Here is a 24,575-nt window from a genome sequence, read left to right on the forward strand (position 1 = left end):
ACCGATGCGTTCGGAACGCAGTGGAAGGATCCCCTCATGTTTAAACCCACCCGTCGTTCAGTTCTTGCCGCCTCCGCAGCTGGCGCCGCCGCCGCGGGCCTCGCTGCGTGCTCCGATGGCTCTTCCGGTGGTTCCGGCGCGGCGAAGGCTGATTTCGAGGAGCGCGGTCCTATTAGCGTCGTGCGCGGCAAGGACAACACCGGCAAGTTCCAGGAATTCATCAAGCAGTGGAACGATGAGCACCCCGACGAAAAGGTCACGCTCATCGAACTTCCCGAGTCGGCTGATGAACAGCGCTCGCAGCTCATCAACAACGCCCAGGCAAAGTCCGATGCCTACACGGTGCTCGGTCTCGATGTCGTGTGGACCGCCGAGTTCGCGGCCCAGCAGTGGGTCGTCGAGCTTCCCGAGGATAGGTTCGAGCTCGATAAGCTCCTCCCCTCGACCGTCGAGACCGGCAAGTACTTCGACAAGCTCTACGCCGTGCCCTACACGACCAACGCCGAGCTCCTCTACTACCGTAAAGACCTCATCGAGGCTGCAGGCTCGAACGAGCCCCCGAAGAGTTTCGAGGAGATGTACCAGTTGATCGAGGCGATCCGCGGAACCGAGGAGGGCAAGGATACTCTCGGCTTCGGCTCGCAGTACTCGAAGTATGAGGGCCTCACTGTGCAGCTCACTGGTCTCGCAAAGTCCGCGGGCAAGGACCTCTTCGATAAGGAAGGAAAGCCGCAGGCAAATTCCAGCGAGGCGAAGGCAGGCCTCAAGGCCGCCAAGGATGGTTTCGACAACAAGTACATCCCCGAGGAAGCCCTCACTTATAAGGAAGAAGAAAGCCGCCAGGCCTTCCAGGATGGTCGCCTCGCGTTCCTCCAGAACTGGCCGTACGTGTGGAATATGGCGAATGCTGAGGACGGCTCGTCGAAGGTCAACGGCAAGTTCGACGTGTGCCCGGTCCCGGGCGTGGGCAACAGCGAGGGCGCAACCGCGCTCGGCGGCCTTAACTACGGCATCTCAGCGTTCGCAAAGAACAAGGGTACGGCGATCGACTTCATCGCCTTCCTCGCGAGCGAGGAACAGCAGAAGGCCCAGGCTCTCGCGACCGGCGAAGCGCCCGCGCACTCCGCCGTCTACGACGACCCCGAGGTGCTCGAGATGTACCCGTACTACAAGACTCTTAAGGCTGCCGTCGATGCCGGCACCTCCCGCCCGCAGGTCGTCAAATACGGCGACGTGACGCAGGCGATCCAGGAGGCGGCGTACAACGTGCTCTCCGGCTCGAAGGAGGTCGACGAATCGCTCGACGCCCTCCAGAAGACCCTCGAGGAACTTCAGGCGTAACGCTTCATTCACCGGCTGGGCCCGCGGAGGTCAAACCGCTGCGGGCCCAGTGTTTTTGCTCGAACCAGGATGGGAAACTACATGCCCAAACCATCAGCACCGAGGAGCGAGGGGCGCCTCGCGTACTTGCTCCTCCTCCCGACCTTGCTCCTTCTCGCCATCGTCGTGGGATTCCCGCTCGTGCTGTCCGTGTGGCAATCGTTCTTCGTCGCGGGCGGCGGGATCGACCCCGAGACCGGCTTCATCAAGCAGGGCGACACGTTCGTGGGGCTCCAGAACTACCTCGACGCCTTCACCTCAGTTGGCGCGGGCGCGGGCTTCTGGAACGCGTTTTGGAACACAACACTCTTTACGATCATCGGCGTGAGCATCGAGACCGTGCTCGGAGTGGCGATGGCGCTCATCATGGCGCGCGCTATGCGGGCCACGGGCCTCATTCGCGCGTCGATCCTCGTGCCGTGGGCGATCCCCACTGTCGTTTCGGCCCTCATGTGGCAGCTCATTTTCGATGCGAACGGCATCGCGAACAAGCTCATCCAGCATCAGGTGCTGTGGACGACCGAGGGCTGGCAGGCAAAGGCCGCTGTTCTCATCGCTGATATTTGGAAGACGGCCCCGTACATCGGTCTCTTGACCCTCGCGGGCCTTCAGACGATCGACGAGCAGGTTTACGAGGCCGCGAAGGTGGATGGCGCGAACCGCTGGCAGATGTTCTGGCGCATCACGCTTCCCATGATCCGCCCCGTGCTCGTGGTCGCCGTGCTGTTCCGCATGCTCGATGCGATGCGCATGTTCGATCTCCCGTACGTGCTTCTTGGCAGGCTCGAATCCGGGCAAACCCTCTCGATGCTCGCTCAGGATGCCGCAACGAAGACCAACTACGGCATGGCGTCGTCGTATTCGATCGTGCTGTTCTGCTACATCTGCCTCGTGGCCTTCGTGTTCATCAAGCTGCTTGGCGCGGATGTACTCGGCGATAGCGCACAAAAGAAACCCAAGAAGAAAAAGAAGCGACCGAGCCTGCTCGCGAATAAAAACGCCACCGTGACCGAGGGGAGCATGCCGTGAGTACCGCCGCCACCCACACCGCAACCGAAACCGATCAGCCGCGCACGCCCATCACGCCCAAAAAGAAAAAGGGCAATCTGTGGGCGAAGGTTGTCGTTGGCCTCGGCGTCGCGTTCATCCTCATCTACTGCCTCGCGCCGTTCTATTGGATGCTCGTGAGCTCGCTGCGCCTTCCAAGCATGGGCCGCTCGACCGACCTGATCCCGAACCCGATTTCGTTCGAGAACTTCGCGGCCGTGTTCGACCCGGCGAACAACTTCGGTCGAGCGCTTCTCAATTCGCTCATCGTCGCGGGTGGCACGACCCTTCTCGTGCTCGTTCTCGGGACCGCGGGTGCCTACGCCCTCGCGCGCCTCAACTTCTGGGGCAAGGTCCTCGTGATGTTTGCGATCGTCTCGACCTCGATGTTTCCCGTGATCACGCTCATCGTTCCGCTCCTCAAGCTGTTCAGCGGCGGCTACGATTGGGCGCCGATCAACTGGATCAACACGTACCAGGCGATGATCCTCCCGACGATCAGCTTCGCGCTCCCGCTCGCCGTGTGGAACCTCAACGCGTTTTTCCGCCAGCTCCCCGTCGAGCTCGAGCAAGCCGCGATGGTCGATGGCACAACCCGCCTCGGGGCGTTCACGCGCATCATCCTCCCGCTCGCGACGCCCGGCATCTTCACGACCGCGATCATCACGTTCATCGCCGCGTGGAACGAGTTCCTCATCGCCCTCACGATGGTGAACGACCCGTCGATGCAGACGGCGAACGTTGCGATCTCGAAGTTCACGGGTATCTCGCAGTTCGATACCCCGTACGGCACGAAGATGGCGGCGGGCGTGATCGTCACGGTTCCGCTCATCATCATGGTGCTCGTGTTCCAGCGCCGCATCGTTGGCGGTCTGAGCGCGGGCTCGCTCAAGTAGATGGTCGCGTAGCCTTGAGGGCATGAGTTCTTCCGGTCTTTCGCAACTGCTCACGCCCGAGGGCATGGTCCTCCTCGATTCTCTTCCCGAGTACACCGAGGAGGGCTCTCTTGCGCTCTCACAGCATCTGCGAGGCGAGGGCCACTCCCCTGAGCTCATCGCTGCAGCCCTCACGCAGTCGCGGCTACGCGCGAAGGCGCGCGAAAAATTCGGGGACTTCGCGGGAGGCATGCTCTTCACTTCGCACGGCCTCGAGCAGGCCACACGCCTCGAGGTTGCCGCGCATCACGCGGCCCGTTTTCGCGACGCGGGCACTGAGCGCGTGGCAGATCTCGGTTGCGGCCTCGGCGGGGACACGATCGCGAAGGCGGGGCTCGGCCTCGATGTTGTTGGAGTGGAGTGCGATGAGGAAACGGCGGCACTCGCGACGGTGAACGTGCAGCCCTTCCCGAATGCGCGCATCGAACTCGGCCGCGCTGAGGAGTTTGACTTTTCGCGCGTGGATGCCGCGTGGTTCGATCCGGCGCGCCGCGAGAGCCGCCGTGGCCGCACGGCCCGCGTGCACGATCCCGAGGAGGCAATGCCCTCGCTCTCCTTCGTGCGCGCGACCGCCGAGAAGGTCGGAGCTGTCGGCGCAAAACTCGCCCCCGCGATCGACCACGAGCATCTCGTGGAGGGCACCGAGACGCAGTGGGTGAGCTGGCACGGACAAGTCCTTGAAGCATGCATGTACTTCGGCTCGCTTGCGAGGCGCGTCGGTCAAGGCAAGCTCACGGTGCCGAGCGAGGCCACCGTCGGACCTTCGGGCGCCCTCCCCGAGGGCGCAGTGATCGCTCGCTCTGCCCTCGTTCTCACTTCCGACGGTCGCCCCGCCCAACTCGTTCCCGATTCGCTCGACGAGGCTGAGCTGCGCAATCCGCCAGTCGGCGATATTGGAACGTATCTGTGGGAGCCCGACGGCGCCGTGATCCGCGCGGGTCTACTCGGGACGCTCGCGAGGAAGCTCGGCGCGCACACGATCGAGGAGTCGATTGCCTACCTCAGCAGCGATGTGGCTTCCGACGCGGCTCTCGCCTCGCCCCTCGCGCGCGCGTTCCGGGTGCGGGAGGTCATGCCGTTCACGGTCAAGAAAATCGCGACGAGGCTGCGCGATCTCAAGGTGGGCACGCTCGAGGTGAAAAAGCGCGGCATGGATATCGATCCCGCGCGCCTTCGAAGCGACCTCAAGCTCGAGCGCCGCGCCCCCAATGCGGCGACGCTCATCGCGACGCGAGCCGGAGGCGGCAGAGTGGCCATCATCGCCGAGCCCTGCTAAACCAAAGCGGCCGTTAAGCCGATTCGAGCACGCGCTCAACAAACTCGGGGTAGTTCATGAGCTCCGGCTCGAGGAGCTCGAGGAGAGCCCGCTCCACGCCCCCGTCGCTCGCATTCGCAATCGCTTCGTCAATCACGCCCTGCTGCGCATCGGGCGCCGCGATACCGTCACGCTGTCGGCGAATCCATCCGGCAATCGCGGGAACAGCGCCGCGCGCCTCGCGGCCAGCGGCAAGCTCCTTGAGCGCGATCGGCACGATACGAATGCGGAGCTTCGCGAGCGAATCGTTGCCAATCTGCGCGAGCAAGTGCTTGATGTGAGGATTTTCGAAACGCTCGAGGAGGGCTTCGCGATAGGCGGGCGCGTCGACTTCGTCGGGGAGATAGCGCGATGCTTCATCCCAGAGCGCCTCAACTTCGGCCCGCACCTCGGCATCCCCGATCGCGTCGGCGACGGTTTCGTAACCGCGGTTCACCGCAGCATTCGCGAGCAGTGTGTGCGCGCCGTTGAGGAGCCAAAGCTTGCGGTTTTCGTAGGGCTCGAGGTCATCGGTGAAGATCGCGCCGGCTTTCTCCCACTCGGGGCGCCCCGCAGGGAACTCGCCTTCGATAATCCATGAGGCGAATGGCTCGGTCACAACGGGTGAAGCATCCTCAAAGCCCGTGAGCTCCTGGGCCGCTTCCAGGTCGTCCTCTGTCGCCTTCGGAGTGATGCGATCGATCGATGTCGAGGCTACTGAAACGTTGTCCTTGATCCACGCGGCGCTCTCCTCCCCCAGCAACGCCGCGTACTCGTCGATCACGCCGCGCGTGAGAGGGCCGTTGCCGGGAAGGTTGTCGCACGGCACAACGGCGATTGTGCCGCCACCCGCGCGGCGGCGTGCATCGAGGCCGAGTACGAGGCGCGCAAGTGCGGTCTCGAGCGTGGGCAGGGAAGCGTCGGACTCCCCCTCCCCCGCACTCGCACCGTACTGCGCAAGCGCTTCCAGATCTGCCTTCACCGCGCTATTCGAACGATCGAGCTTCCCCTTTGCATCCGTGCCGTATCCAGCCTCGGTCACGGTGAGCGTCACGAGCGAAACGCCGGGGGAACGGAGATCCTCGCACAACGCCTCGAGATCGCCGGCCGCGTGCGCTTCGGAAATAACCGAGATGACCTGCGCGTCGTCGCCCTCGGCACCGCGCACGACGAGCGTGTAGAGGCAGTCCTGAGATTTCAGCTGCTCCGCGGCGCGGGGGCTGCGGCCCGTGTACGCGGAGATGCCCCATTCGCCGTTCGTGTCGACCTCGCTCGTGTACCACGCCTGGTGAGCGCGAAAGAACGCGCCGAGGCCGAGGTGAACGCTCCGCACGGGGCGGCGCTCAAGGCCTCCCTTTGCGGAAATATCGGCATTGCGCTTGAGCTCTGTCATCACTTCGCTCCCTTCTGAAGCGTGCCCTCGAGCTTGAACACTCGCGTGGGCTGATCGATCGTGAGTTCGCGGATGATCCGCAGCGCGCTTGACTTCGGAAGGCGCCCCTCCATCACGTAGCGCGCGAGGAACGCCGCGTCGCAGCGGCGCGCCATGTCGTGGCGCGTAGGAATGGAGAGGAATGCGCGCGTATCGTCGATGAAACCGGAACCCCGCGTGAATCCCGCGGTTTCGGTGATCGCGGAGCGGAAGCGAATGATCGCGTCGGGCGCATCGATGAACCACCAGGGGGCACCGATGAACACGCTCGGATAAAAGCCTGCGAGCGGGGCAACCTCGCGCGAATACATCGTTTCATCGATGCCGAAGAGCACGAGATGGAAGCCCTCCTCAAGCCCCACCTTTTCGAGAAGCGGGCGAATGTTGCGCGTGTATTCGACCTGCTCGGGAATGTCGTGGCCCGTGTCGGGGCCGAACCGCTCGAACGTCGCCGTCGAATGGTTGCGGAATACGCTTGGGTGCAGCGTCATGACGAGGCCGTCCTCGACACTCATCTGGGCGCAGCGCACGAGCATCGCGCCCGTAAAGTCGCGCTTCTCGGCCTCGCTCGCCGTCCCATCGACCGCTTTCACGAGGAGCGCTTCCAGCGCGTCGTCGTCGAGGTCGATCGTGTACGGGGTCGACACTCCGTGGTCGGCCGAGATCGCACCGGCCTTGATGAAGCGTTCGCGCGAGGCCTTGAGGGCGCGCAGGTAGTCCGCGAGCGAGCGGGGGTCGCCGCCCACGCTGTCCACGAGCGCCGTTGCGGCCTCGGTAAAGCCCGGCTTGTTCGGGTCGAGGAAGCGGTCGGGGCGCCAGGTCGGGACCACTCGCCCGTAAAGCTCGCCCGCTTCGTGAAGGCGCGCGAGTTCTGCGTGGGCCTCGAGGTCGTCGAGCGGGTCGTCGGTCGTCGCGAGGAAGGCGATCTTGAAGCGCGCGAAAAGGGCACGCGGGCGGAACTCTTCGGTCGCCAGTTTCTCGGAGATTTGGTCGTAGAGCCGATCGGCGCTTTGCGCGCTAGGTTCCTCGTCGATGCCGAAGAGCGACACGAATTCATCCGTGAGCCAGTATCCGCTCGCGGTTCCCTCGAGGACGTGCCAGTTGGCGCAGAGAATCCGCCAGGCCTCGCGCGGATCGACAGGATCGGCGGTGCCCACGCCCACATCGCGGAGGTTGACGCCGTTCGCGTGGAGCATGCGGAATACGTAGTGGTCGAAGGTGAGGAACAGGGTCGTGGGGTCCGCGAACGGCTCGTTGTCGAGAAGCAGGCGCGGGTCCACGTGTCCGTGCGGGGAGAGGATTGGAAGGTCCTTCACCTCGGCATAGATTTCGCGTGCGAGGGCGCGCGTTTCGGGGTCGGCGGGAAAGAGTCGGTCGGGGTTGAGGTCGAGCGTCACTGTCACTTTCTCCCTTTCGGTTGGGGTGCGGGGCCGACGGAGCCTCGCATGAGTAGCTGCGTGGGGTACCTTTCGGTTCCACGATCGCGCTCGCCGCTGAGCGCGGCGTGCACGTGGCGGATAGCCGCGGCGCCCATGTCGTCGAGCGGCGCGGCGATTGTGGTGAGCGGTGGGCAAGTGAAGTCGGAGCCGAAAATGTCGTCGATGCCGGCGATCGAGAGGTCCTCGGGGATGCGAAGATCAGCGTCTCGTGCGGCGGTGAGGAGGCCAATCGCCATGATGTCGTTGTAGGCGATCACGGCGCTCGCGCCGGTATCCCGCACCACGTCGAGAGCACGCTGCCCCGCTTCGCGGGTGGGGCGGTTCGGGCCGATCGTGAGGGCCTCGATCTGCTCGTCGCGGGCAGCGGCTTCGATGACCGCCCGGCGCTTCGCATTCGTCCACGAGCTCTCGGGGCCCCCGAGGTAGCAAAGGCGGTCGTGCCCCTCTGCAGCGAGGATTCGCACGAGTTCTCGCAGGGCCGGCTCGTGATCCGCAAGGACCGAAAAGGCCGACGGTGACTCGCGATTGATCGTGACCACGGGGTTGAGAGCCGCGATTGTCGCAATCGCGTCGTCGTCCAAACGGGAGCTGGCGAGAACGAAACCGTCAACAGAAGGCGCGAGGGAGCGGGCCCGGGAGGCTTCCTTCACGTGGTCCTCGCGGAACTCGGACGTGACGAGTACGTAGCCGTGCTTTTCTGCCTCGCGTTCGGCGCCGCGAACCATCTCGAACGACACGGGGTTCGTGATGTCGGCAACGAGCAGTGCGATGGTTCCGGTGCGGCCCGTGGGAAGGGCACGAGCAGCCGGGTTTGCGCGGTAGCCGAGCGTTGCCGCTGCCTCCTTGACGCGCTCTTCGGTGGCTTTGCTGACGCGGCCGGGTTTGTGAAGGGCACGCGAAGCGGTAGAGGCGCTCACTCCCACGTGCTTCGCGATGTCGTAGATCGTGACGCGACGCGCGAGTGCGCGGGGCGGTGGTGCGGGGTGTTCGTTCGGCATTTTGAGCTCTCGGCGACGTCGTTGTCCTGTGCAGTCACGTCGAGACTACCCCCGAGGCCAGCGCGACGGCAACCGGTTGCATAACGCTGCGATATGTGCAAACCTGATCGAGTCAGGAATCAACGATGCCGCCGCGACCAGGGATCCCGAAGATGCGATACGCCACCACGCTCCTTTCCAGTACACAGGAAGGAGCCACCGTCACCCTCCATACGGATGCCGCCCCCATCCGTCTGCTTGCCGTCACACCCGAGATTCTTCGCATCCGCGCGGGCTTTACCGATGACGGCGCATTCCGCGAGGCGTCCTACAGCCTCGTCACCACGGCCTGGCGCGATGAACTCGACGACTACATGGGCGCCAAACGCACCCGACTCGAACCCTCCCCCCTCACCCTCGAGAACGACCCCGACTCCCCCACCGTGACCGTGCGAGGGGAGCGCTTGAGGATCGAGATAGACCGGGAGCCCTTCCGCCTCCGGGTTTACGATTCCGACGGTTCCCTCCTCCACGCCGATCTCATCGATCGCGGGTACCGGCTCGATCGCAATCAGCGGCGCATCCACACGAGCGAAATTGCCGCGGGCGACCACTTCTACGGATTCGGCGAAAAAACCGGCGAGTTCAACAAGGCGAAATCGTTCATGACGATGCGCGCCCAGGACTGCCTCGGCTACGACGCTGAGAGGGCCGATTCCCTCTATAAGCACATCCCGTTCTACATCAAGGCGAACGAGGTGAGCGGGGCAGCCGTCGGATACTTTTACCACAACACGTTCGCGTGCGATTTTGACATGGGCCGCTCCCACTCCAACTACTGGCCCGCCCATTCGACCTACCGGACCGACGGCGGAGATATTGATCTTTTCCTCATTGCCGGCCCGAGCGTCCGCGAGGTCGTGACTCGCTACACGCTTTTGACGGGAACCTCGGCGATGCTTCCCGCCGCCGCCCTCGGCTACCTCGGCAGCTCGATGTACTACCCCGAGCTGCCCAAGGATGCAGACGACGCGATCCTCAACTTCTACGATCACGCGCGGCGTGAAAACATCCCGATGGACGGCTTTCAGCTCTCCTCGGGCTTTTGCCAGCAGGAAACCGACGAGGGCCTCAAGCGCTGCGTACTCACGTGGAACACGGAACGCTTCAAAGACCCGGCCGCGTTTTTCGCCGAGTCAAAGCGGCGCGGCATCGTCGTCTCCCCGAACGTCAAGCCAGGCGTACTGAACGTCCACCCGCGCATCCCCGAGCTGATCGAGGACGGCGTGTTCGTGCGCGCCTCCGAGTCGAATGAGCCGGCACCCGCGCGCTGGTGGGGCGGCCCCGGCCACCTCGTTGACTTCACGAACCCCAAGGCCCGCGAGCGCTGGGAAAAAGATCTCACCGAGAACATGCTCGACTTCGGCACGGCGTCAATTTGGAACGATAACTGCGAGTATGACTCGATCGTTGACGAGGATGCCCGCTGCGATTTTGACGGCTACGGCGCTCCCCTCGCCGAGGCACGCTCGATCATGGCAAACATCATGTGCTCGCTGACCGCCGACGCGATCGGAAAAGCCCACCCGAACGCGCGCCCCTTCATCGTGTGCCGCGCCGGCTACGCGGGAATCCAGCGATTCGCGCAAACGTGGTCGGGCGATAACCACACGTGCTGGGAAACTCTCAAGGGCAACATCGCGACAATGCTCGGCATGAGCCTGTCGGGCGTTGCTAACCAGGGCGGCGACATCGGTGGCTTCCACGGCCCCGCGCCCGAGGGAGAACTGTTCGTGCGGTGGGTTCAAAACGGCATCTTCCAGCCACGCTTCTCGATCCACTCCGTCAACAGCGACAACACGGTGACCGAGCCGTGGATGTACCCGAGCCTCACGCCTCTCGTGCGAGAGGCGATCCAACTGCGCTACCGCCTGTTCCCGTACCTGTACTCGCTCATGGAGCGCGCGCACCGCACGGGACTTCCAATCGCGGAACCGCTCGTGAGCGCCTTCCAGCACGATCCCGCGGTGTGGGACGAGAGCGTGAACTACATGCTCGGCGATTCGCTGTTCATCGCGAACGTCGTCGACAAGGGCGCCGACACGAAAACCGTAGCGTTCCCCGCGAACGAAACGTTCTACGACCTTGCCACCCGTGAACGCTACGAAGGTGGGCGCAGCTACGACATCCCCGTCACGCTCGCCTCGATCCCCACGTTCGTGCGCGAAGGCGGCATCGTCCCGCTCGCAAGCGAGGATCACATGAGCGTGTCGACCGAAACGGTCGACGCCCTCACACTCGTCACCGCGCCGGGACGCGACGGCCAGTTCACGCTCTACGAAGACGACGGCGTGAGCATGGATTACACGCGCGGACGTTATTCTTCGACAACAGTGACCATGACCGCCGGTGACCGAACCGTCTATACCTTCACCCACGAAGGAGACCTCGACACCCGCATCACGACGCTCGAACTCCAGGCCATCTCCCATGGCCAGGCACCCTTCTGGGTGAGCATCGACGGCGAGCAGATCCCGCACGCCCTGCACCCGAGCGACTTCGACTCGCAGGCCACTGTGTGGCTCTACGATCTCGAAACGTCCACCGTCCGCATTAAAACCCCATGGGATTCGAGCGAACACACGATCGTGGTCTCGTTCGAACAATTCGACATGATCGGCATGTAAATCCCCTCCCCTCGACCGTTGCAAGGAGGCAACATGACTCGTCGCATGACACGACGATCGGCGCTCGGCCTCGGGGCCGCCGCGCTGTCCGCCGCTGCGCTCGCCGGATGCTCATCCGGAAAGTTCACGAAGGACGGCAAGGTCAAACTGCGCTTGGCCCACACGCTGGGCGACAAACACCCCACCTCGAAGGCCCTCGAAATTTTCGTCGACGAGGTCAATAAACGCTCGAACGGAGACATCGGCATCGAGGTGTTCGGCAACGGCGTACTCGGAAGCGAGACCGAAATGATCGAGCAGCTCAGCCGCGGTGTCGTCGACATTGTGCGCTGTGCGGCGCCCTCGATCGCCCCGTACTCCTCCGGATACAACGCCTTTGGCTTGCCGTTCCTCTTCGATGACGAAGAGCACTACTACCGCGCGATGGACTCGGGCGATATGCGCACCTTCTTCGATTCGAGCACGGAGGACGGCTTTCGCACGCTCACGTACTACACCTCGGGTGCGCGGTCCTTCTACACGGTCGACAAGGCGATCGAAACGCCAGACGACCTGCGCGGCTTCAAGATCCGCGTGCAGAACTTCCGTTCCCAAACCGAACTCATCAGCAAGCTCGGTGGCACACCGCTCATCCTCCCGTTCGGCGAAATCTACACGGGCCTCCAAACGGGCCTCGTGGACGGCGCCGAATCGAATGAGACCGCCCTTACCGACTCCGCGCACGGCGAGGTCGCGAAGGTCTTTACCTACACCGAGCACACCATGATTCCCGACGTCCTCTCGTTCAGTGAGGCAACGTGGAAGCTCCTCGATGCGGACCACCAAAAGGTCCTCAGCGAAGCCGCGGTTGCCTCCACCGAGCAGCACAAGACCATTTGGAGTGAGGCGATCACCACGGCCATCACGGATGCTGAGGCCATGGGAGTCACATTCGTGAAGGACGTGGACCGCGAGCCGTTCCGCGAGCTTACCTCGGGCATCGTGCCCGAGTTTGTTGACAAGTACGACGGCGTGAGCACCGTGCTCGACGCCATTGAGCACGCACGCAAGGGGGCGTAAAGGCCATGTACGACACCATGCTCAAGCTCAAGAAAGGCATTACTCTCGCCCTGTTCGTGATCGCCGGCGTTCTACTCGCCGCCATGGCGCTCCTCGTGATCATTCAGGTGTTCACGCGCTACGTTCTTTCGGATCCTGCCGATTGGACCGAGGAACTCGTCACCGTTTCGCTCATGTGGGCCTGCTTCCTGTGCGGCGCATACGCGTTCGTCAACCGCAAGCACATGGCTCTCGTGTTCTTCCGCGACCGCCTCCCCGAGGCCGGAAAGCGCATCGTCCTGATCCTCGTCGACGCACTCGCGCTTGCCTTTGCGGCGATCGTGATCGTGTGGGGTGGCACGCAGCTCACGCTCATCTCCCTCGATGCGCCATCCGCGATCCTCCAGATCCCCCGTGGCCTCTCCTATGGCGCGGCCCCCGTCGGCGGCGTCTTCATGGTGCTCGCTCAGATCATCAACCTTTGGGAGGACTTCACGGGCGAAACCCTGCCCGACACCGACCTTGGCGCCGACGACGAGACGCTCGTGGCCGAAGCCGCCGCAGATATCCCCACCGAGACTAAGGAGGCCCGCGCATGAGCACCATGACGGTCACCCTGCTCCTGTTTGGCACCTTCTTCCTCCTGCTCGCGGTTGGCGTGCCCATCGCCATTGGCATTTCCGTTGCCGCGTTCGCGAGCATCCTCATGATTCTGCCGCCCGACCAGGCCATCTTCGTCGTCATGCAGAAGATGAACACGGGCCTCGAGTCGTTCACGCTGCTCGCAATCCCGCTGTTCATTCTTGCGGGCAACATCATGAACAACGGCGGTATCGCCAAGCGCCTCATCGCGCTCGCAGAACTCGTCACGGGCCGTGTTCCCGGCTCGCTCGTGCACACGAACATCGTGGGCAACATGCTGTTCGGCGCCCTTTCCGGTTCGGCGGTCGCCGCGGCAGCCGCAATCGGCGGCACCATGAGCAAGCAGCAGCGCGAGCGCGGCTACGACCCCGCGTTCACCGCAGCAGCGAATATCGCGTCGGCCCCCTCGGGCCTGCTCATTCCTCCGACCACGGCCTTCATCGTGTACTCGATGATCGCGGGCGGCACGTCCATCGCGGCGCTGTTCATGGCCGGTGCGGTGCCGGGCATCCTCATGGGCCTGACCGTGATCGCGGTTGCGCTCGTGTATGCGATCCGCAAGAAGTACCCGACCTCGGGACACGTGAGCGCCGCGCAGGCCGGTAAAACCATTCTCGAGGCGATCCCGGCGCTTCTGCTCATCGTCATCGTCGTCGGTGGCATCGTCGCGGGCATCTTCACCGCAACAGAAGGTGCGGGCATCGCCGTCGCGTACTGCCTCATCCTCTCGCTCCTGTACCGCAGCCTCACGTGGAGCGACATCAAGGCGATCATGGCCCGCACGATCGGCACGACCGGCGTGATCCTCCTACTGATCGCCGCGAGCTCGGCGATGAGTTGGGTCATGGCTTACACAGGCATGCCGCAAGCGATTAGCGAGCTTCTGCTCGGCGTTTCCGACAACCCGATCGTGATCTTCCTGCTGATCAACATCGTCCTCATCGTCGTTGGCACCTTCATGGACATCACGCCCGCGATCTTGATCTTCACGCCGATCTTCCTGCCTATCGCAGAGGGCATCGGCATGGACCCGGTCCACTTCGGCGTGGTGCTCGTGTTCAACATGTGCATCGGCACGATGACCCCGCCTGTCGGCTCGGTGCTCTTCATCGGCACGAGCCTCGCGGGCACGACGATCGAGAAGGTCATCCCGAGGCTCCTGCCGTACCTCGCGGCGCTATTCCTCATGCTGCTCGTCGTCACGTTCGTGCCCACGCTATCCCTGTGGCTGCCGGGCGCGATGGGGCTTCTATAGCCGTTAGCTAACGCTACTCGGTATCGCGGGGCGCCCACCGTGCAATTTGCGCGGCGAGGTGCCCCGCGCCGTATCCGTTGTCGATGTTGACGACCCCGATGCCGGGCGCACACGCCGAGAGCATCGTGAGGGCTGCGCTGATTCCTCCGGCGGCAACGCCGTAGCCCACGGACGTGGGCAGCGCGACGACGGGGCACGCGACCTGGCCGGCGATCACGGTGGGAAGTGCCCCATCCATGCCCGCAACGGCGATGATGCACGCCGATTCACGCAGCTCAGGCAAGCGTTCAAGAAGCCGGTGTAGTCCCGCGATCCCAATATCGGGAATGAGCCGCGTGGGCCGGCCCAGGTAGCGCGCGGTCAACTCCGCCTCGCGCGCGACGGGAAGGTCACTCGTGCCGGCACATGCGATAGTCACGAGCCCGCCGGTGGGCGTCGGTTCCGACGCCGGCCACGCCCCTAACGACGCTTCTTCGTCAAAGAAGAAGCCCGGCAGTTCTTCGCCGAGTGCAGCGGCTTTATCGGTGTCGAGGCGGGTAAACAGGGTGGCAAGCGCGGGCGCCGAACCCGTGTCGCGTGAACGCTCCCGGATCGCGTGGGCAATGCGCACGAGCTGATCGGTGCTTTTCGCGTCGCACAGAATCGCCTCGGGTGCGCCGCGCCGACTAGCGCGGTCAAAATCGAGGTTAGCGATGCTGGCGAGGGAGGCGTCGGCCCCCTTGTGCGCGCTCATAGCGTTCCCTTCGCGTTCATGATGCTGAGGGTGAACGCGCCCGACTGGAGACCGTCGAGGTCGAGACTCACGTAGGCGAATCCTGCTGCTTTACCGGCGGCGACCAGGGCGGCACGCACCTCCGGTTCCACGGCGCGGGCGAGCTCGTTTCGCGGCAATTCGAGGCGGGCGACGCGGTCGTGGTGGCGCGCGCGGCAATCGCTGAAGCCGAGGTCAAAAACGGCATCCTCGAGGTCCTCGACCTGGCGGAGTTTCGCGGGCGTGACCTCCTCGCCGTGGGGAATGCGCGAAGCGAGGCACGGCGCTGCGGGTTTGTTGGCGACGGGGACGCTGAGGGCACGGGCGAGTTCGCGCACATCGCTTTTGGTGAGGCCGGCGCTCGCGAGGGGCCTGAGCACCGCGTGATTCGTTGCGGCGCTGGCGCCTGGACGGTCGGGCCGCTTCGCATCGTCGGCGTTTTCGCCGTAGGCCACGGCGTCGAGGCGAAGCTCATCAAGGAGCTCGCTATCGATCCGCGTGAACAGTTCGTCCTTGCAGAAGAAGCATCGGTCTACGCCGTTCGCCACGTACTCGGGGCGCTCTCCCTCGTGCGTCTCTATCTCGTGAACCTGCACCCCGATGTCGTCTGCGACCTCGTGCGCGATCCGGCGCTCTCGCCGCGCAAGCGAGGGCGAGACGCCGAGGAGTGCCACGACTCGATCGGGTCCGAGGGCGCGCAGTGCGAGCGCGGCGAGGGTCGCGGAGTCGACTCCTCCGGAATAGGCGATGCCGACGCGCTCATGCTGGGCGAGCTCGCCCATGGCGACGTCGGCGCGCGAGGCGAGGTGGGTGGGGAGCGGGCTTTCGTGCACGCTCACAGGGCCTGCCGCTCACTCGCGAGGCGATGGAGCACCTCACCAGCGTGATCGACGACGAGGGTGTCGGGGTCGCGGCGAAGCTCCTCGAGATCGAGTGACGCTGGATCGACGTACTCGACGTTGTACTCTTCGCATACTTCGGGCGGGATCTGCGTCGCAAACGCGCGGCGCACGCGGTTGTGTTCTTCGCCGGTCTCGGGGTCGTACGTGCCAAGGCCCGTGACGTGCGTCGAGTGGGCAAGCTCGCCCCACGGGTGGTCTTTGAACCGATCCCACTGCTTCGTGAAGTACTCGATGTTGTGATAGCCGATGTCGCGAAGGCCCGGATGCATGGCGGCAACCTCGGTGATGTGCGGGGCGTAGATGATCACCTGGCCACCGTCGGCACACACGGGCTCGAGCTTGTAAAAGCCCTTTGCTCCCGTCCAGATGTCCTCGTACATCTCCGGCATGATCGCGACGATCCGCTTGTACGGCGCCTCAACGTAGCGGATGTGCGTGTGAGCCGAAATCTGCGCGCACGCGGCCCAGGCGCTCTCGGGGCTGCCGAAGCTCATCGCGTGGAGGTCGCTGCTCGCCGAACGCACGACCATCGCGAGGCAGTATTTGGTCGTCTCGATGCGTGCACTCGCCGCGTCGATGAGCTCTCGCACGGGCGTGATGCCAAGCGCACCGATGATGCGGCTCGCCGTGATGAGCGCCCCCACCCAGTGCGAGATGTCGATGACGTCGTGCACGGAGCAGCCGGGGAAGAAGTATTTATTGCCGCCAGAGAAGCCCACGACCTCATGGGGGAACACGGGGCCGACGATAAGGTTGACGTCCGCTTCGACGACGTGGCGATTGATGTTCACACGCATGGGAACATCCGTGAGCAACCCGCCCGTGAGCTCGGCAATCGTGTCGGCACCGATCTCGCCGAGGTCGGCGATCTCCTCGTCGTTGTCCCATTCGTGGTTGCGGATCTCGAACGCGGGGTACGCGTCTTTAAGCTTTCCAGGCTCGGCGCCGAGCATCCGCTCGATGCTCTCTTCGCTCATCGCGGCGTGCGTGCCGAGCGCAATAAGCACCGTGATGTGCGAAGCGCGGTTCTTGAGTGCGTCGTGAACGGCGGGCATCACGCGAGGAAGCGGCACGGAGCGGGTGCCGTCGGGAATGATCACGCACACGCGCTTGCCGTCGAGATCGGCTGTCGCGAGTTGCTCGGCGACAAATCTCGAAATCTGCTCATCGGTGAGCGTCTCGTCGGGGCCGCCGATGCGAGCGGCGGCGCTCACCAAAGATGCGGGAATGGGCTTCACGTGATCAACTCGTTCGCTCATATTGCCCATTATCGCGCGGATTACAATCGGTTGCCATGGGACATAGCGACGACCTCCACATTGACTCCCCCTCCGGCTCGATCGCATGGATCGACGCAACCGCAGGGATCGCAGGCGACATGCTGCTTGGAGCCCTAATCGATGCGGGAGCGGACCTCGAGCGCGTCCAATCCGTGCTCGATACCGTCATCCCCGGCTCCGTAAAGCTCACGAAACGCACCGTTGACCGCTGTGGGCAGCGAAGCCTCAAAGTTGACGTCGAACTGCTCGTGGAAAACCCGCCGCACCGCACGTGGACCTCGATCCGCGACATGCTCGAGAGTGCGCGAGGGGCAGTCCCCGAACGCACGATCGACCTCGGTCTGCGCGTCTTTGGCATGCTCGCCAAGGCGGAAGGCCGCGCGCACGGCATCGACCCCGAGGATGTCCACTTCCACGAGGTCGGCGCGCTCGATTCGATCGCCGACGTCATCGGCGCATGCGAGGCGTGGCGCCAACTCGGGATCGGTGAGGCAACGGGCAGCACGATCGCCGTCGGCTCGGGCCGCATCCGCGCCGCTCACGGTGATATTCCGGTGCCGGTTCCCGCAACGGCCTACCTCGCCGAGGGGTGGCCGACGGTCGCCGGCGACCTTTTGCCTCCCCGCCCGCACGGGCACTCCCACGCTCACGACCACGACCATGCCCACTCGCACGCTCATGTACACGGTCACCAGCACGATCACGAACACCCGCTGCCCGAGCACGTCGCGGGAGGCCCGCACGCGGCGGCCGCGCCCCCGTCGGGCGTCGCCCCTGGCATCGGCGAACTCGCAACCCCCACGGGCGTTGCCCTCATGCGCGGCCTCGCGGCTGGCTACGGCCCCATGCCGGGCATGGTGACGCGCGCCGTCGGCATCGGCGCCGGCACAAAAGACACGCCGGGACGCCCCAACGTCGTGCGCGTGTTCATCGGGGAGCGCTACCCCCATGCATGATGCCCATGACACCCCCGATCAGGTCATCCAGCTCGAGGCAAACGTTGACGACGCCGACCCGCGCCTCTGGCCCGGGATCATCGAGGCGATGCTCGAGGCGGGCGCGCTCGACTGCTGGCTCACGCCCATCATCATGAAGCACGGCCGCCCCGCCGTAACCGTTCACGCGCTCGCCCGCGAGGGCGAGGAGATTCGCCTCGCCGACCTCCTCCTCGACCTCACCGGCTCACTCGGCGTGCGGTACGCCCCGCTCGACCGGCGCATTCTTACGCGCAGGTTTGAGAAAGTCGAGATTGAGGGCGTGAAGGTGGCCGTCAAGGTGTCGGTGCGGTCCGACGGTTCCGTGGCCACCGTCGGACCTGAATTTCGTGATGTGCAGGCCCTCGCCCGCACGCTCGGCATCACGGAACGCGAGGCGCTCAACCGGGCCCGGGCGGCCTACCCCGCGTCGTCACATGGGCCTGACCTCATGGCCTGACCTCATGGCTTGCCCCACGGCATGGCCCCACGGCTGAGGGTGGAGAAAAGTGCCCCGGCATGCCCCAAACCGGGGCCTTACGTCGTTTTTCTACACCGTGAAAGAGGTGCAGGCGACCCCGTTGAAGCCGTGATTGCAGTACCCCGCGGGGTTCTTCGCAAGGTATTGCTGGTGCTCGGGCTCAGCATAGTAGTAGGTGCCTGCGCCCGCTTCGCTTAGCGGTGCAATCACGGTCGAAATCGTGCCGCGATCTGCGGCCGAGAGCGCCTGTTGATACGCCTCGAGTGACGAGCGCACGAGGGGTTCTTGCGCCGGTTCAGTCCAGAAAATCGCGCTTCGATACTGCGTTCCGATGTCGTTGCCCTGGCGGTTTTCAGTCGTGGGGTCGTGCTGCTGCCAAAACTCGGTGAGCACGCGCACAAGCGCACCCTCATCCTCGTAGATCACCTTCACGGCCTCGGCGTGGCCCGTTTTCGCCGTGCACACCTCCTCGTACGTGGGGTGAGGTGTGTAGCCTCCCGCGTATACGGTTGCCGTTGTCCACACCCCGGGAATCTGCCACATGATGCGCTCGATGCCCCAAAAGCAGCCTCCGGCCACAATAATCTCGCCCGAGCCTTCGGGAGCGCCTTCGCCGAGCATGTCGGTGCCAAGCACGAGATGGTCGCGCGAGAGCGGGTAGGGGTAATCATCCCGGCCCGCAAGCGCATCCTCGGGCTTCACCATGATCTTTTTATGCGCATTCATAATCTCGAGAAACGGAAGCATACCTCGAAACTACGCGCCGGGACTGGGCAGCCCATGAGCGCGGACGCAAAAGATCCTTAGAGCAGAACGATCGCTTGCGCAAAAAGGATCTTGGCGATCATTCCCGCCGCAAACATCGACGAATACCCAGGGTCGGTGCGTTCGTCATCAACGAAGGACTTCACATGGTTGAGAAGAACCGGTTGCCCCACATAGCCCGCAACAGCCCCCGCAGTGCGCGCAGCGCTGAGTCCGAGAGCGGCTCCGACGCCCCAGAGCGCAAGCAAGGCAACCCCAAGGGTCACAAGAGTGGCGACACCCACGAGGAGGCCGGTCACGGAGAACGCAGTACCAGCGAAGGCTTGGCCGCTTTTGAGTCCGACGGTTGTCAGGAACAAGAAAAGACCAAATTGCCGAATGGTGAGGTTCGCACTCGTGGGGAGGGTCCACACAATCGGCCCGGTGCGACCCATATACCCAAGAATGAGCCCAACGACGAGCGGGCCCGCGGCACTTCCGAGGGCGAGGCTCGCGTCACCAACCGAAAGCGACACGAATCCCACCATGATGCCGAGCGCAACACCAAGACCCAGGCTCAGAAAATCCACTTCGGTAATGCGCATTTCGGAGTCTCCGAAGAATTCCGCGAGCTCCTTGCGGCGGTCTTGCGGCATGACGACGCGGACGCGATCTCCCAACTGCAGCGTCATTTCGGCGTGGGCGAGCATGTCGGTGTCGCCGCGGCGCACGCGAGTGATAATCGAGTCGAAACGCGTGGGAATGTGGAGATCCGCGACGGTGCGTCCGGCGAGCTGCGGGTTTGAGACGACGAAGCGTCGAAAGTTGACCTTGGTGCGGTCGTTCGCGAGGTGTGTCTCGCTTTCGCGCCCGAGAAGCGCTGCCGCTTCATGCACGGCGTCCGGGACGCCCACCATGAGAACGCGGTCTCCCTTGTAAAGCGTTTCGGAGGGATGTGCGACGCGGACCTCTTCGCCTCGTTGCAGGTAGGAAATACGGAGGTCACCACCGGCCTTTCCCGGAACGGACGCAATCCCTGGGATTTTGTTAATCTTCATCGATGTCTCAACGTCGACGGTGATATCGAGAAGGTCGGTCGCCGAAACTGACGAGGGATCGTTTTTCCCACTCATCTTTGACCGCAGGATCGGCGGAATGAGCACCATGCCGAGGACCACGGCGAGCGGATACGCAAGGGCGAAGCCCACGGAAGGATTCGTATCGCCTGGCACGATCGCGTTCGCGCTGCTGAGCGCCGGCGTTGCCGCGCCTGACCCGGCAAACATTCCCGCGGCCATGGGGCTACCAAACCCAAAGAGGTACCCGGCGAGAAGCGAGAGCGCCGCCTGCACCCCGAGGAGCAGAACTCCGCCAAGAAGTAGTGAACCCTGTGCTCGAAGTTGTCTGAAAAATGACGCCCCAGAGGCAATGCCTATCGTGTACACAAACAGGGCAAGGCCGAGAGCCTCGATAAGGTCGAGCCCGCTTCCGAGGCGCGGATCAAGCGCGCCGATCGCGAGCCCCACAAACAGCGCACCCGCGGGCCCGAAACGGAGGGGGCCAAAGGGAATTGCTCCAACGAGAGTGCCGAGCGCCATCGTGACGACGAGAGTCAGCAACGGGGAGCTCACGAGCAGGTCAACCATGATGCCCAGGATAGGCGCTACCGCTGCCTCCACATGCATTTGTTCCGCCTCGAGGTGGAGACAAACACGTTGTTCCCTGCTAATGAAAACACGCGTGCATTGATACCACGCGTGTTTCCTCGCCCCCACTCATAGCGATCACGCTGGCCCCTTCAGTGCATCGCGAGTTTCGATGAGGTGAGGTATGCGGTCTGGGCGTACGAGTCACTGGGCAAAAAGATGGGGGGTGGTGTTCGCAGTCGTAGTCGACTGTGAACACCACCCCCCGTGCGTGCTCTCAGGGCACGTCCTTGGGATCAGCCTCGCCCTAGGCCATCACCTAGGACCACCGGCCCGCCTTAGGAACGCCTGCTGCGACGGCCCGCTACCAGGATCGTGCACCCCGCAATAACCGCGAAGAGGCCGGCTGCAGCACTCAACCCAATCGGGGCACCAGTACGCGGCAACGGCAAACCAGGCTCCGGCTTCACCGGCTTCGCCGGCTTTGCAGGCGCGGCAGGCGTATCGGGCTTATCCACCGCATTACACGCGGCATTATTACCCTCACCGTCACTATCGCCAGGCATCGACACTTCGTTGAACAAACCACCCTGAGCGCCACTGTTCGTGTCACAGGCCGCGGCCGCAGCCCAATCAGCACTCGCGTCATACGAGCCCGAGACCACAACCTCGAACGACTTCGAACCACCAAAGGCAAGCTCCACGCCGTCCGTCACCGTGAACGCGCCATCGTTCAGGGCAACCTTCTTGCCCTCAACCATCGCGCTCGTCACCGTGAAACCAGCAGGAACACGAGGCGTATCCTTCACCGCTTGCGAGGTGCCCTTCACCTCACCAGTGTTCGACACAGTCACCGTGTAGGTCGACGACCATGTTCCGTTCTCGGCGCTCGCCTCACCAGGCTCCTTCTTCACCGCAAACAACGGATCCTTCACCACCGCATTACACGCAGTGTTATTCACATCGCCGTCACTATCACCGTTCATCGTGACCTGATTGACGAAACCACCGCCGGTCGAGTCCTCACCCTCACCAGCACACTTCGCGGCAGAAGCCCAATCAGCCCCAGCCGGCTCATACGAACCCGACACCACAACCGCGAACGACTTCGACTCACCAGGCTTGAGTTCAACACCCTCAGTGACCGTAAACGAACCATCAGCAAGGGCCACGTCCTCGCCCTCAACACTCACGTTCTCAATCACGAAACCCTCAGGCGCAGAAGGCATATCCGTCACCGGCTGCGACATGCCCGAAAGCACGCCAGTGTTCGACACCGTCACCGTATAGGCCGAGGACCATGAACCCTGATCAGCGCTTGCCTCACCAGGCTCCTTCTTCACCGCAAACTTCGGATCATCCTCAACCGTGGCACACGCCGTGTTGTTCTCGGCACCGTCAGTGTCACCATCCATCGTGACCTCGTTGACGAAACCATGAGCACCCTCAGAAGCACCCTCACCGGCGCACTCAGAAACCTCAGACTCCACAACCTTCGAAGGATCGAACGAACCCGAGATCACAACCGTGAACGTCTTCGACTTACCAGGAGCAAGCTCCACGCCATCGGTCACAGTGAACGAACCATCCCTAAGAGCAACATCCTTACCCTCAACAGTCGCGTTGGAGACCGTGAAGCCCTTCGGCAGCACAGGCGTGTCTGTCACCGGCTTCGACGTACCCGAAAGCACACCAGTATTCGACACCGTCACCGTATAGGCCGAGGACCACTCACCATTCACGGCAGTCGCCTCACCCTCACCGGTCTTCTTCACCGCAAACTTCGGATCATCCTCAACCGTGGTACACGCCGTGTTGTTGCCATCGCCATCACTATCACCGTTCATCGTGACCTCGTTGACGAAACCATGAGCACCCTCAACAGCACCATCACCGGCGCACGCTGAGACCTCAGACTCCACAACCTTCGAAGGATCGAACGAACCCGAGATCACAACCGTGAACGACTCCGACTCACCAGGAGCAAGCTCAACACCATCCGTCACCGTGAACGAACCATCAGTGAGCTTCACAGGCTCGCCCTTATCGACCTTCGCACTCGAAACCGTGAAACCAGCCGGAACCGAAGGCGTATCCGTCACAGCCTTCGACGTGCCCTTCACCTCACCAGTGTTCGACACCGTCACCTTATACGTCGAGGACCACTCACCATTCACAGCAGACGCCTCACCCGAGGCCTCCTTCTTCACCGCAAACTTCGGATCCTTCTTCACCGGATTACACGCAGTGTTGTTCTCAGTGCCGTCAGTGTCACCATCCATCGTGACCCTATTGACAAGACCACCCGCAGTGCCGCCGTCACCGGCCTCACACGACGCAACCGCAGCCCAATCAACCTCAGCCGCCTCATAAGTACCGGAAATCACGACCTTGAACGACTTCGAGGCACCCGGAGCGAGCTTCTCGCCTTGAGTAACGGGGAATGCACCGTTCTTGAAGTTCGTGTCAGCTCCATCAACCAGGACTTTCTTGAACTCAAAACCGTCCGGAAGCATAGGCGTATCGGTCACGCGGGGAATCGCACCTTCGAACGGGCCCGTGTTCCTCACCGTCACGGTGTAGGTCGAGGACCACTCACCATTCTCGGCAATCGCCCCACCGGCCTTCTTCTCGACCGCGAACTGTGGCTCCGCAACGCGAGCGGCACCAACCTTCGGCGCCTCAATAGCCGGCAAAGTCGTGCCCTCACCGAAACTCGCCTTAGCGGCCACAGAGTTCCACAACACGTCCTTCGGCCCCATCTCGGGAACGGACATCTTGTAGTCGATAGTCAGCGACTTACCCTGCCCCAACTCACCCTCATACACAAACTTAAGGGCTTTGACCGAGCCTAAGTCTTCCGGGGCTTTACTCGACCAGTTGTTCTCACAACCGGTGTTATTGGCATTCGGGAGCACTTCCGGGCGGCACGGATTCGTCGAAGTCGAATAAAAGACCGTCACGCCCTCAGGGATATTGTCTTCCACGCCGGTGAACTTTCCCGACATAGTTGAGCCGCGCGGTGTATCAGCGAGATTTGAACTCACGCCCGTATCCCCCTTGTAGGGAAGTACGTCATAAAACACAATTTTGGACATAGGGTCGCTTGACGAATTCACAGCCTCGACCCGATACGTCACATCACCATCGCCACCGGACACAACGGCCTTACTCGGGGAATACGCGAATGAATCCTCCTTGGGCCCCTTCACAGCTTTCGCCAGCGTCAAAGTCTGATACCCGGTAGGAGCATCGATGCTAAATGTGCGCTTCTCGTAACACGTCTGATCAGTAGCAGCAAGACCGTCGACGTCGAAAGTATCGTCCGTAATATGCCCAATACAGCGCAAATTTTTCTCTTCAGTGTCGGTAAGGTAAACCTCACTCACAAATTCGCCCGCATAATGAGGGCGGGCGTCAACATAGATTTTTCCTGAAAGTTCGACGTACCCATCACTATCCGCCTCCAGCCACCTATGAGGAATTTTCCAGCGGATAAGAGTGCGACCATCACGATAATTCTCGATAATTTCAGGTTCAACTACCCGTGTCACATCACCGGAGACACCACTATAGAACTCTATAGTACTCAGTTTTGTGAGCGGATCTTTTGCGGCGTGACTCGAAGGGTATTTATACTCGGAAGAATCTGTGACGGGGGATACCCCCCT

At 63.0% G+C, this 24,575-nt stretch carries 19 protein-coding genes; 10 read left to right on the top strand and 9 right to left on the bottom strand.

Going from position 1 to position 24,575, the window contains the following annotated elements; translation table 11 throughout:
• Positions 1-36: 36 nt before the first annotated feature.
• The 4 genes from M3B90_RS04795 (at position 37) to M3B90_RS04810 (ending at position 4,638) form a co-directional block, all read left to right on the top strand.
• Complete coding sequence (locus M3B90_RS04795) at positions 37-1,341, top strand: ABC transporter substrate-binding protein (RefSeq protein ID WP_259888884.1); 1,305 nt, start codon at positions 37-39, stop codon at positions 1,339-1,341.
• 81 nt (positions 1,342-1,422) lie between these two features.
• On the top strand, positions 1,423-2,409 hold the full coding sequence (locus M3B90_RS04800; RefSeq protein WP_259888885.1) for a carbohydrate ABC transporter permease: 987 nt from the start codon (positions 1,423-1,425) through the stop codon (positions 2,407-2,409).
• Entirely contained in the window at positions 2,406-3,323 is a 918-nt protein-coding gene (locus M3B90_RS04805) for a carbohydrate ABC transporter permease (RefSeq protein ID WP_259888886.1), read from the top strand. Before M3B90_RS04800 ends, M3B90_RS04805 begins: the two co-directional genes overlap by 4 nt.
• 22 nt (positions 3,324-3,345) lie before the next feature.
• Positions 3,346-4,638 carry a class I SAM-dependent methyltransferase gene (locus M3B90_RS04810; protein ID WP_259888887.1) on the top strand — a complete coding sequence of 431 codons (1,293 nt, stop codon included), beginning with the start codon at positions 3,346-3,348 and terminating at the stop codon, positions 4,636-4,638.
• Positions 4,639-4,651: 13 nt separating this feature from the next.
• Here M3B90_RS04810 and M3B90_RS04815 read toward each other — a convergent pair whose 3' ends face one another.
• From M3B90_RS04815 to M3B90_RS04825, 3 genes are read right to left on the bottom strand one after another with little or no spacing between them, the layout of a single operon-like run.
• A complete protein-coding gene (locus M3B90_RS04815; RefSeq protein WP_259888888.1) occupies positions 4,652-6,049 on the bottom strand; it encodes a mannitol dehydrogenase family protein in 1,398 nt (465 codons plus the stop codon).
• Complete coding sequence (gene uxaC / locus M3B90_RS04820; protein ID WP_259888911.1) at positions 6,049-7,485, bottom strand: glucuronate isomerase; 1,437 nt, start codon at positions 7,483-7,485, stop codon at positions 6,049-6,051. The genes M3B90_RS04815 and uxaC overlap by 1 nt, the downstream gene beginning before the upstream one ends.
• A gap of 2 nt (positions 7,486-7,487) precedes the next feature.
• On the bottom strand, positions 7,488-8,525 hold the full coding sequence (locus tag M3B90_RS04825; protein ID WP_259888889.1) for a LacI family DNA-binding transcriptional regulator: 1,038 nt from the start codon (positions 8,523-8,525) through the stop codon (positions 7,488-7,490).
• A 152-nt stretch (positions 8,526-8,677) separates the two neighbouring features.
• Here M3B90_RS04825 and M3B90_RS04830 point away from each other — a divergent pair, with 152 nt between their 5' ends.
• The 4 genes from M3B90_RS04830 to M3B90_RS04845 are packed head-to-tail and all read left to right on the top strand — an operon-like array spanning position 8,678 to position 14,126.
• Positions 8,678-11,191, top strand: coding sequence for a TIM-barrel domain-containing protein (locus tag M3B90_RS04830; RefSeq protein WP_259888890.1), 2,514 nt, complete (start codon positions 8,678-8,680; stop codon positions 11,189-11,191).
• A gap of 33 nt (positions 11,192-11,224) precedes the next feature.
• Entirely contained in the window at positions 11,225-12,250 is a 1,026-nt protein-coding gene (locus M3B90_RS04835; RefSeq protein ID WP_052126804.1) for a TRAP transporter substrate-binding protein, read from the top strand.
• A gap of 5 nt (positions 12,251-12,255) precedes the next feature.
• On the top strand, positions 12,256-12,828 hold the full coding sequence (locus M3B90_RS04840) for a TRAP transporter small permease (protein ID WP_259888891.1): 573 nt from the start codon (positions 12,256-12,258) through the stop codon (positions 12,826-12,828).
• Complete coding sequence (locus M3B90_RS04845) at positions 12,825-14,126, top strand: TRAP transporter large permease (RefSeq protein WP_259888892.1); 1,302 nt, start codon at positions 12,825-12,827, stop codon at positions 14,124-14,126. Before M3B90_RS04840 ends, M3B90_RS04845 begins: the two co-directional genes overlap by 4 nt.
• A 13-nt stretch (positions 14,127-14,139) precedes the next feature.
• Here M3B90_RS04845 and larB read toward each other — a convergent pair whose 3' ends face one another.
• Genes larB through M3B90_RS04860 form a run of 3 tightly spaced genes read right to left on the bottom strand, consistent with a single transcriptional unit; the run spans position 14,140 to position 17,047 of the window.
• Positions 14,140-14,859 carry a nickel pincer cofactor biosynthesis protein LarB gene (larB, locus tag M3B90_RS04850; RefSeq protein WP_259888893.1) on the bottom strand — a complete coding sequence of 240 codons (720 nt, stop codon included), beginning with the start codon at positions 14,857-14,859 and terminating at the stop codon, positions 14,140-14,142.
• Positions 14,856-15,659, bottom strand: coding sequence for an ATP-dependent sacrificial sulfur transferase LarE (larE, locus tag M3B90_RS04855; protein ID WP_259888912.1), 804 nt, complete (start codon positions 15,657-15,659; stop codon positions 14,856-14,858). The genes larB and larE overlap by 4 nt, the downstream gene beginning before the upstream one ends.
• 53 nt (positions 15,660-15,712) lie before the next feature.
• Positions 15,713-17,047 (bottom strand): lactate racemase domain-containing protein, encoded by a 1,335-nt coding sequence (locus tag M3B90_RS04860; protein WP_396122458.1) that lies wholly within the window; start codon positions 17,045-17,047, stop codon positions 15,713-15,715.
• A 26-nt stretch (positions 17,048-17,073) separates the two neighbouring features.
• Here M3B90_RS04860 and M3B90_RS04865 point away from each other — a divergent pair, with 26 nt between their 5' ends.
• Positions 17,074-18,015, top strand: coding sequence for a LarC family nickel insertion protein (locus M3B90_RS04865; protein ID WP_259888895.1), 942 nt, complete (start codon positions 17,074-17,076; stop codon positions 18,013-18,015).
• Positions 18,008-18,493: a nickel insertion protein gene (gene larC / locus M3B90_RS04870; RefSeq protein ID WP_259888896.1), complete on the top strand. Its 486-nt coding sequence runs from the start codon at positions 18,008-18,010 to the stop codon at positions 18,491-18,493. Before M3B90_RS04865 ends, larC begins: the two co-directional genes overlap by 8 nt.
• Positions 18,494-18,583: 90 nt before the next feature.
• On the opposite strand, the gene msrA is transcribed toward larC, so the two are convergent.
• The 3 genes from msrA to M3B90_RS04885 form a co-directional block, all read right to left on the bottom strand.
• Positions 18,584-19,261 carry a peptide-methionine (S)-S-oxide reductase MsrA gene (gene msrA / locus M3B90_RS04875; RefSeq protein ID WP_259888897.1) on the bottom strand — a complete coding sequence of 226 codons (678 nt, stop codon included), beginning with the start codon at positions 19,259-19,261 and terminating at the stop codon, positions 18,584-18,586.
• Positions 19,262-19,317: 56 nt separating this feature from the next.
• Positions 19,318-20,943 (bottom strand): aspartate:alanine exchanger family transporter, encoded by a 1,626-nt coding sequence (locus tag M3B90_RS04880; RefSeq protein WP_259888898.1) that lies wholly within the window; start codon positions 20,941-20,943, stop codon positions 19,318-19,320.
• Between the two features lie 299 nt (positions 20,944-21,242).
• Positions 21,243-24,116: a DUF11 domain-containing protein gene (locus tag M3B90_RS04885; protein ID WP_259888899.1), complete on the bottom strand. Its 2,874-nt coding sequence runs from the start codon at positions 24,114-24,116 to the stop codon at positions 21,243-21,245.
• Positions 24,117-24,575 lie beyond the last annotated feature (459 nt).

Source organism: Dermabacter sp. p3-SID358 (assembly GCF_025147465.1).
Classification (GTDB): Bacteria; Actinomycetota; Actinomycetes; order Actinomycetales; family Dermabacteraceae; genus Dermabacter.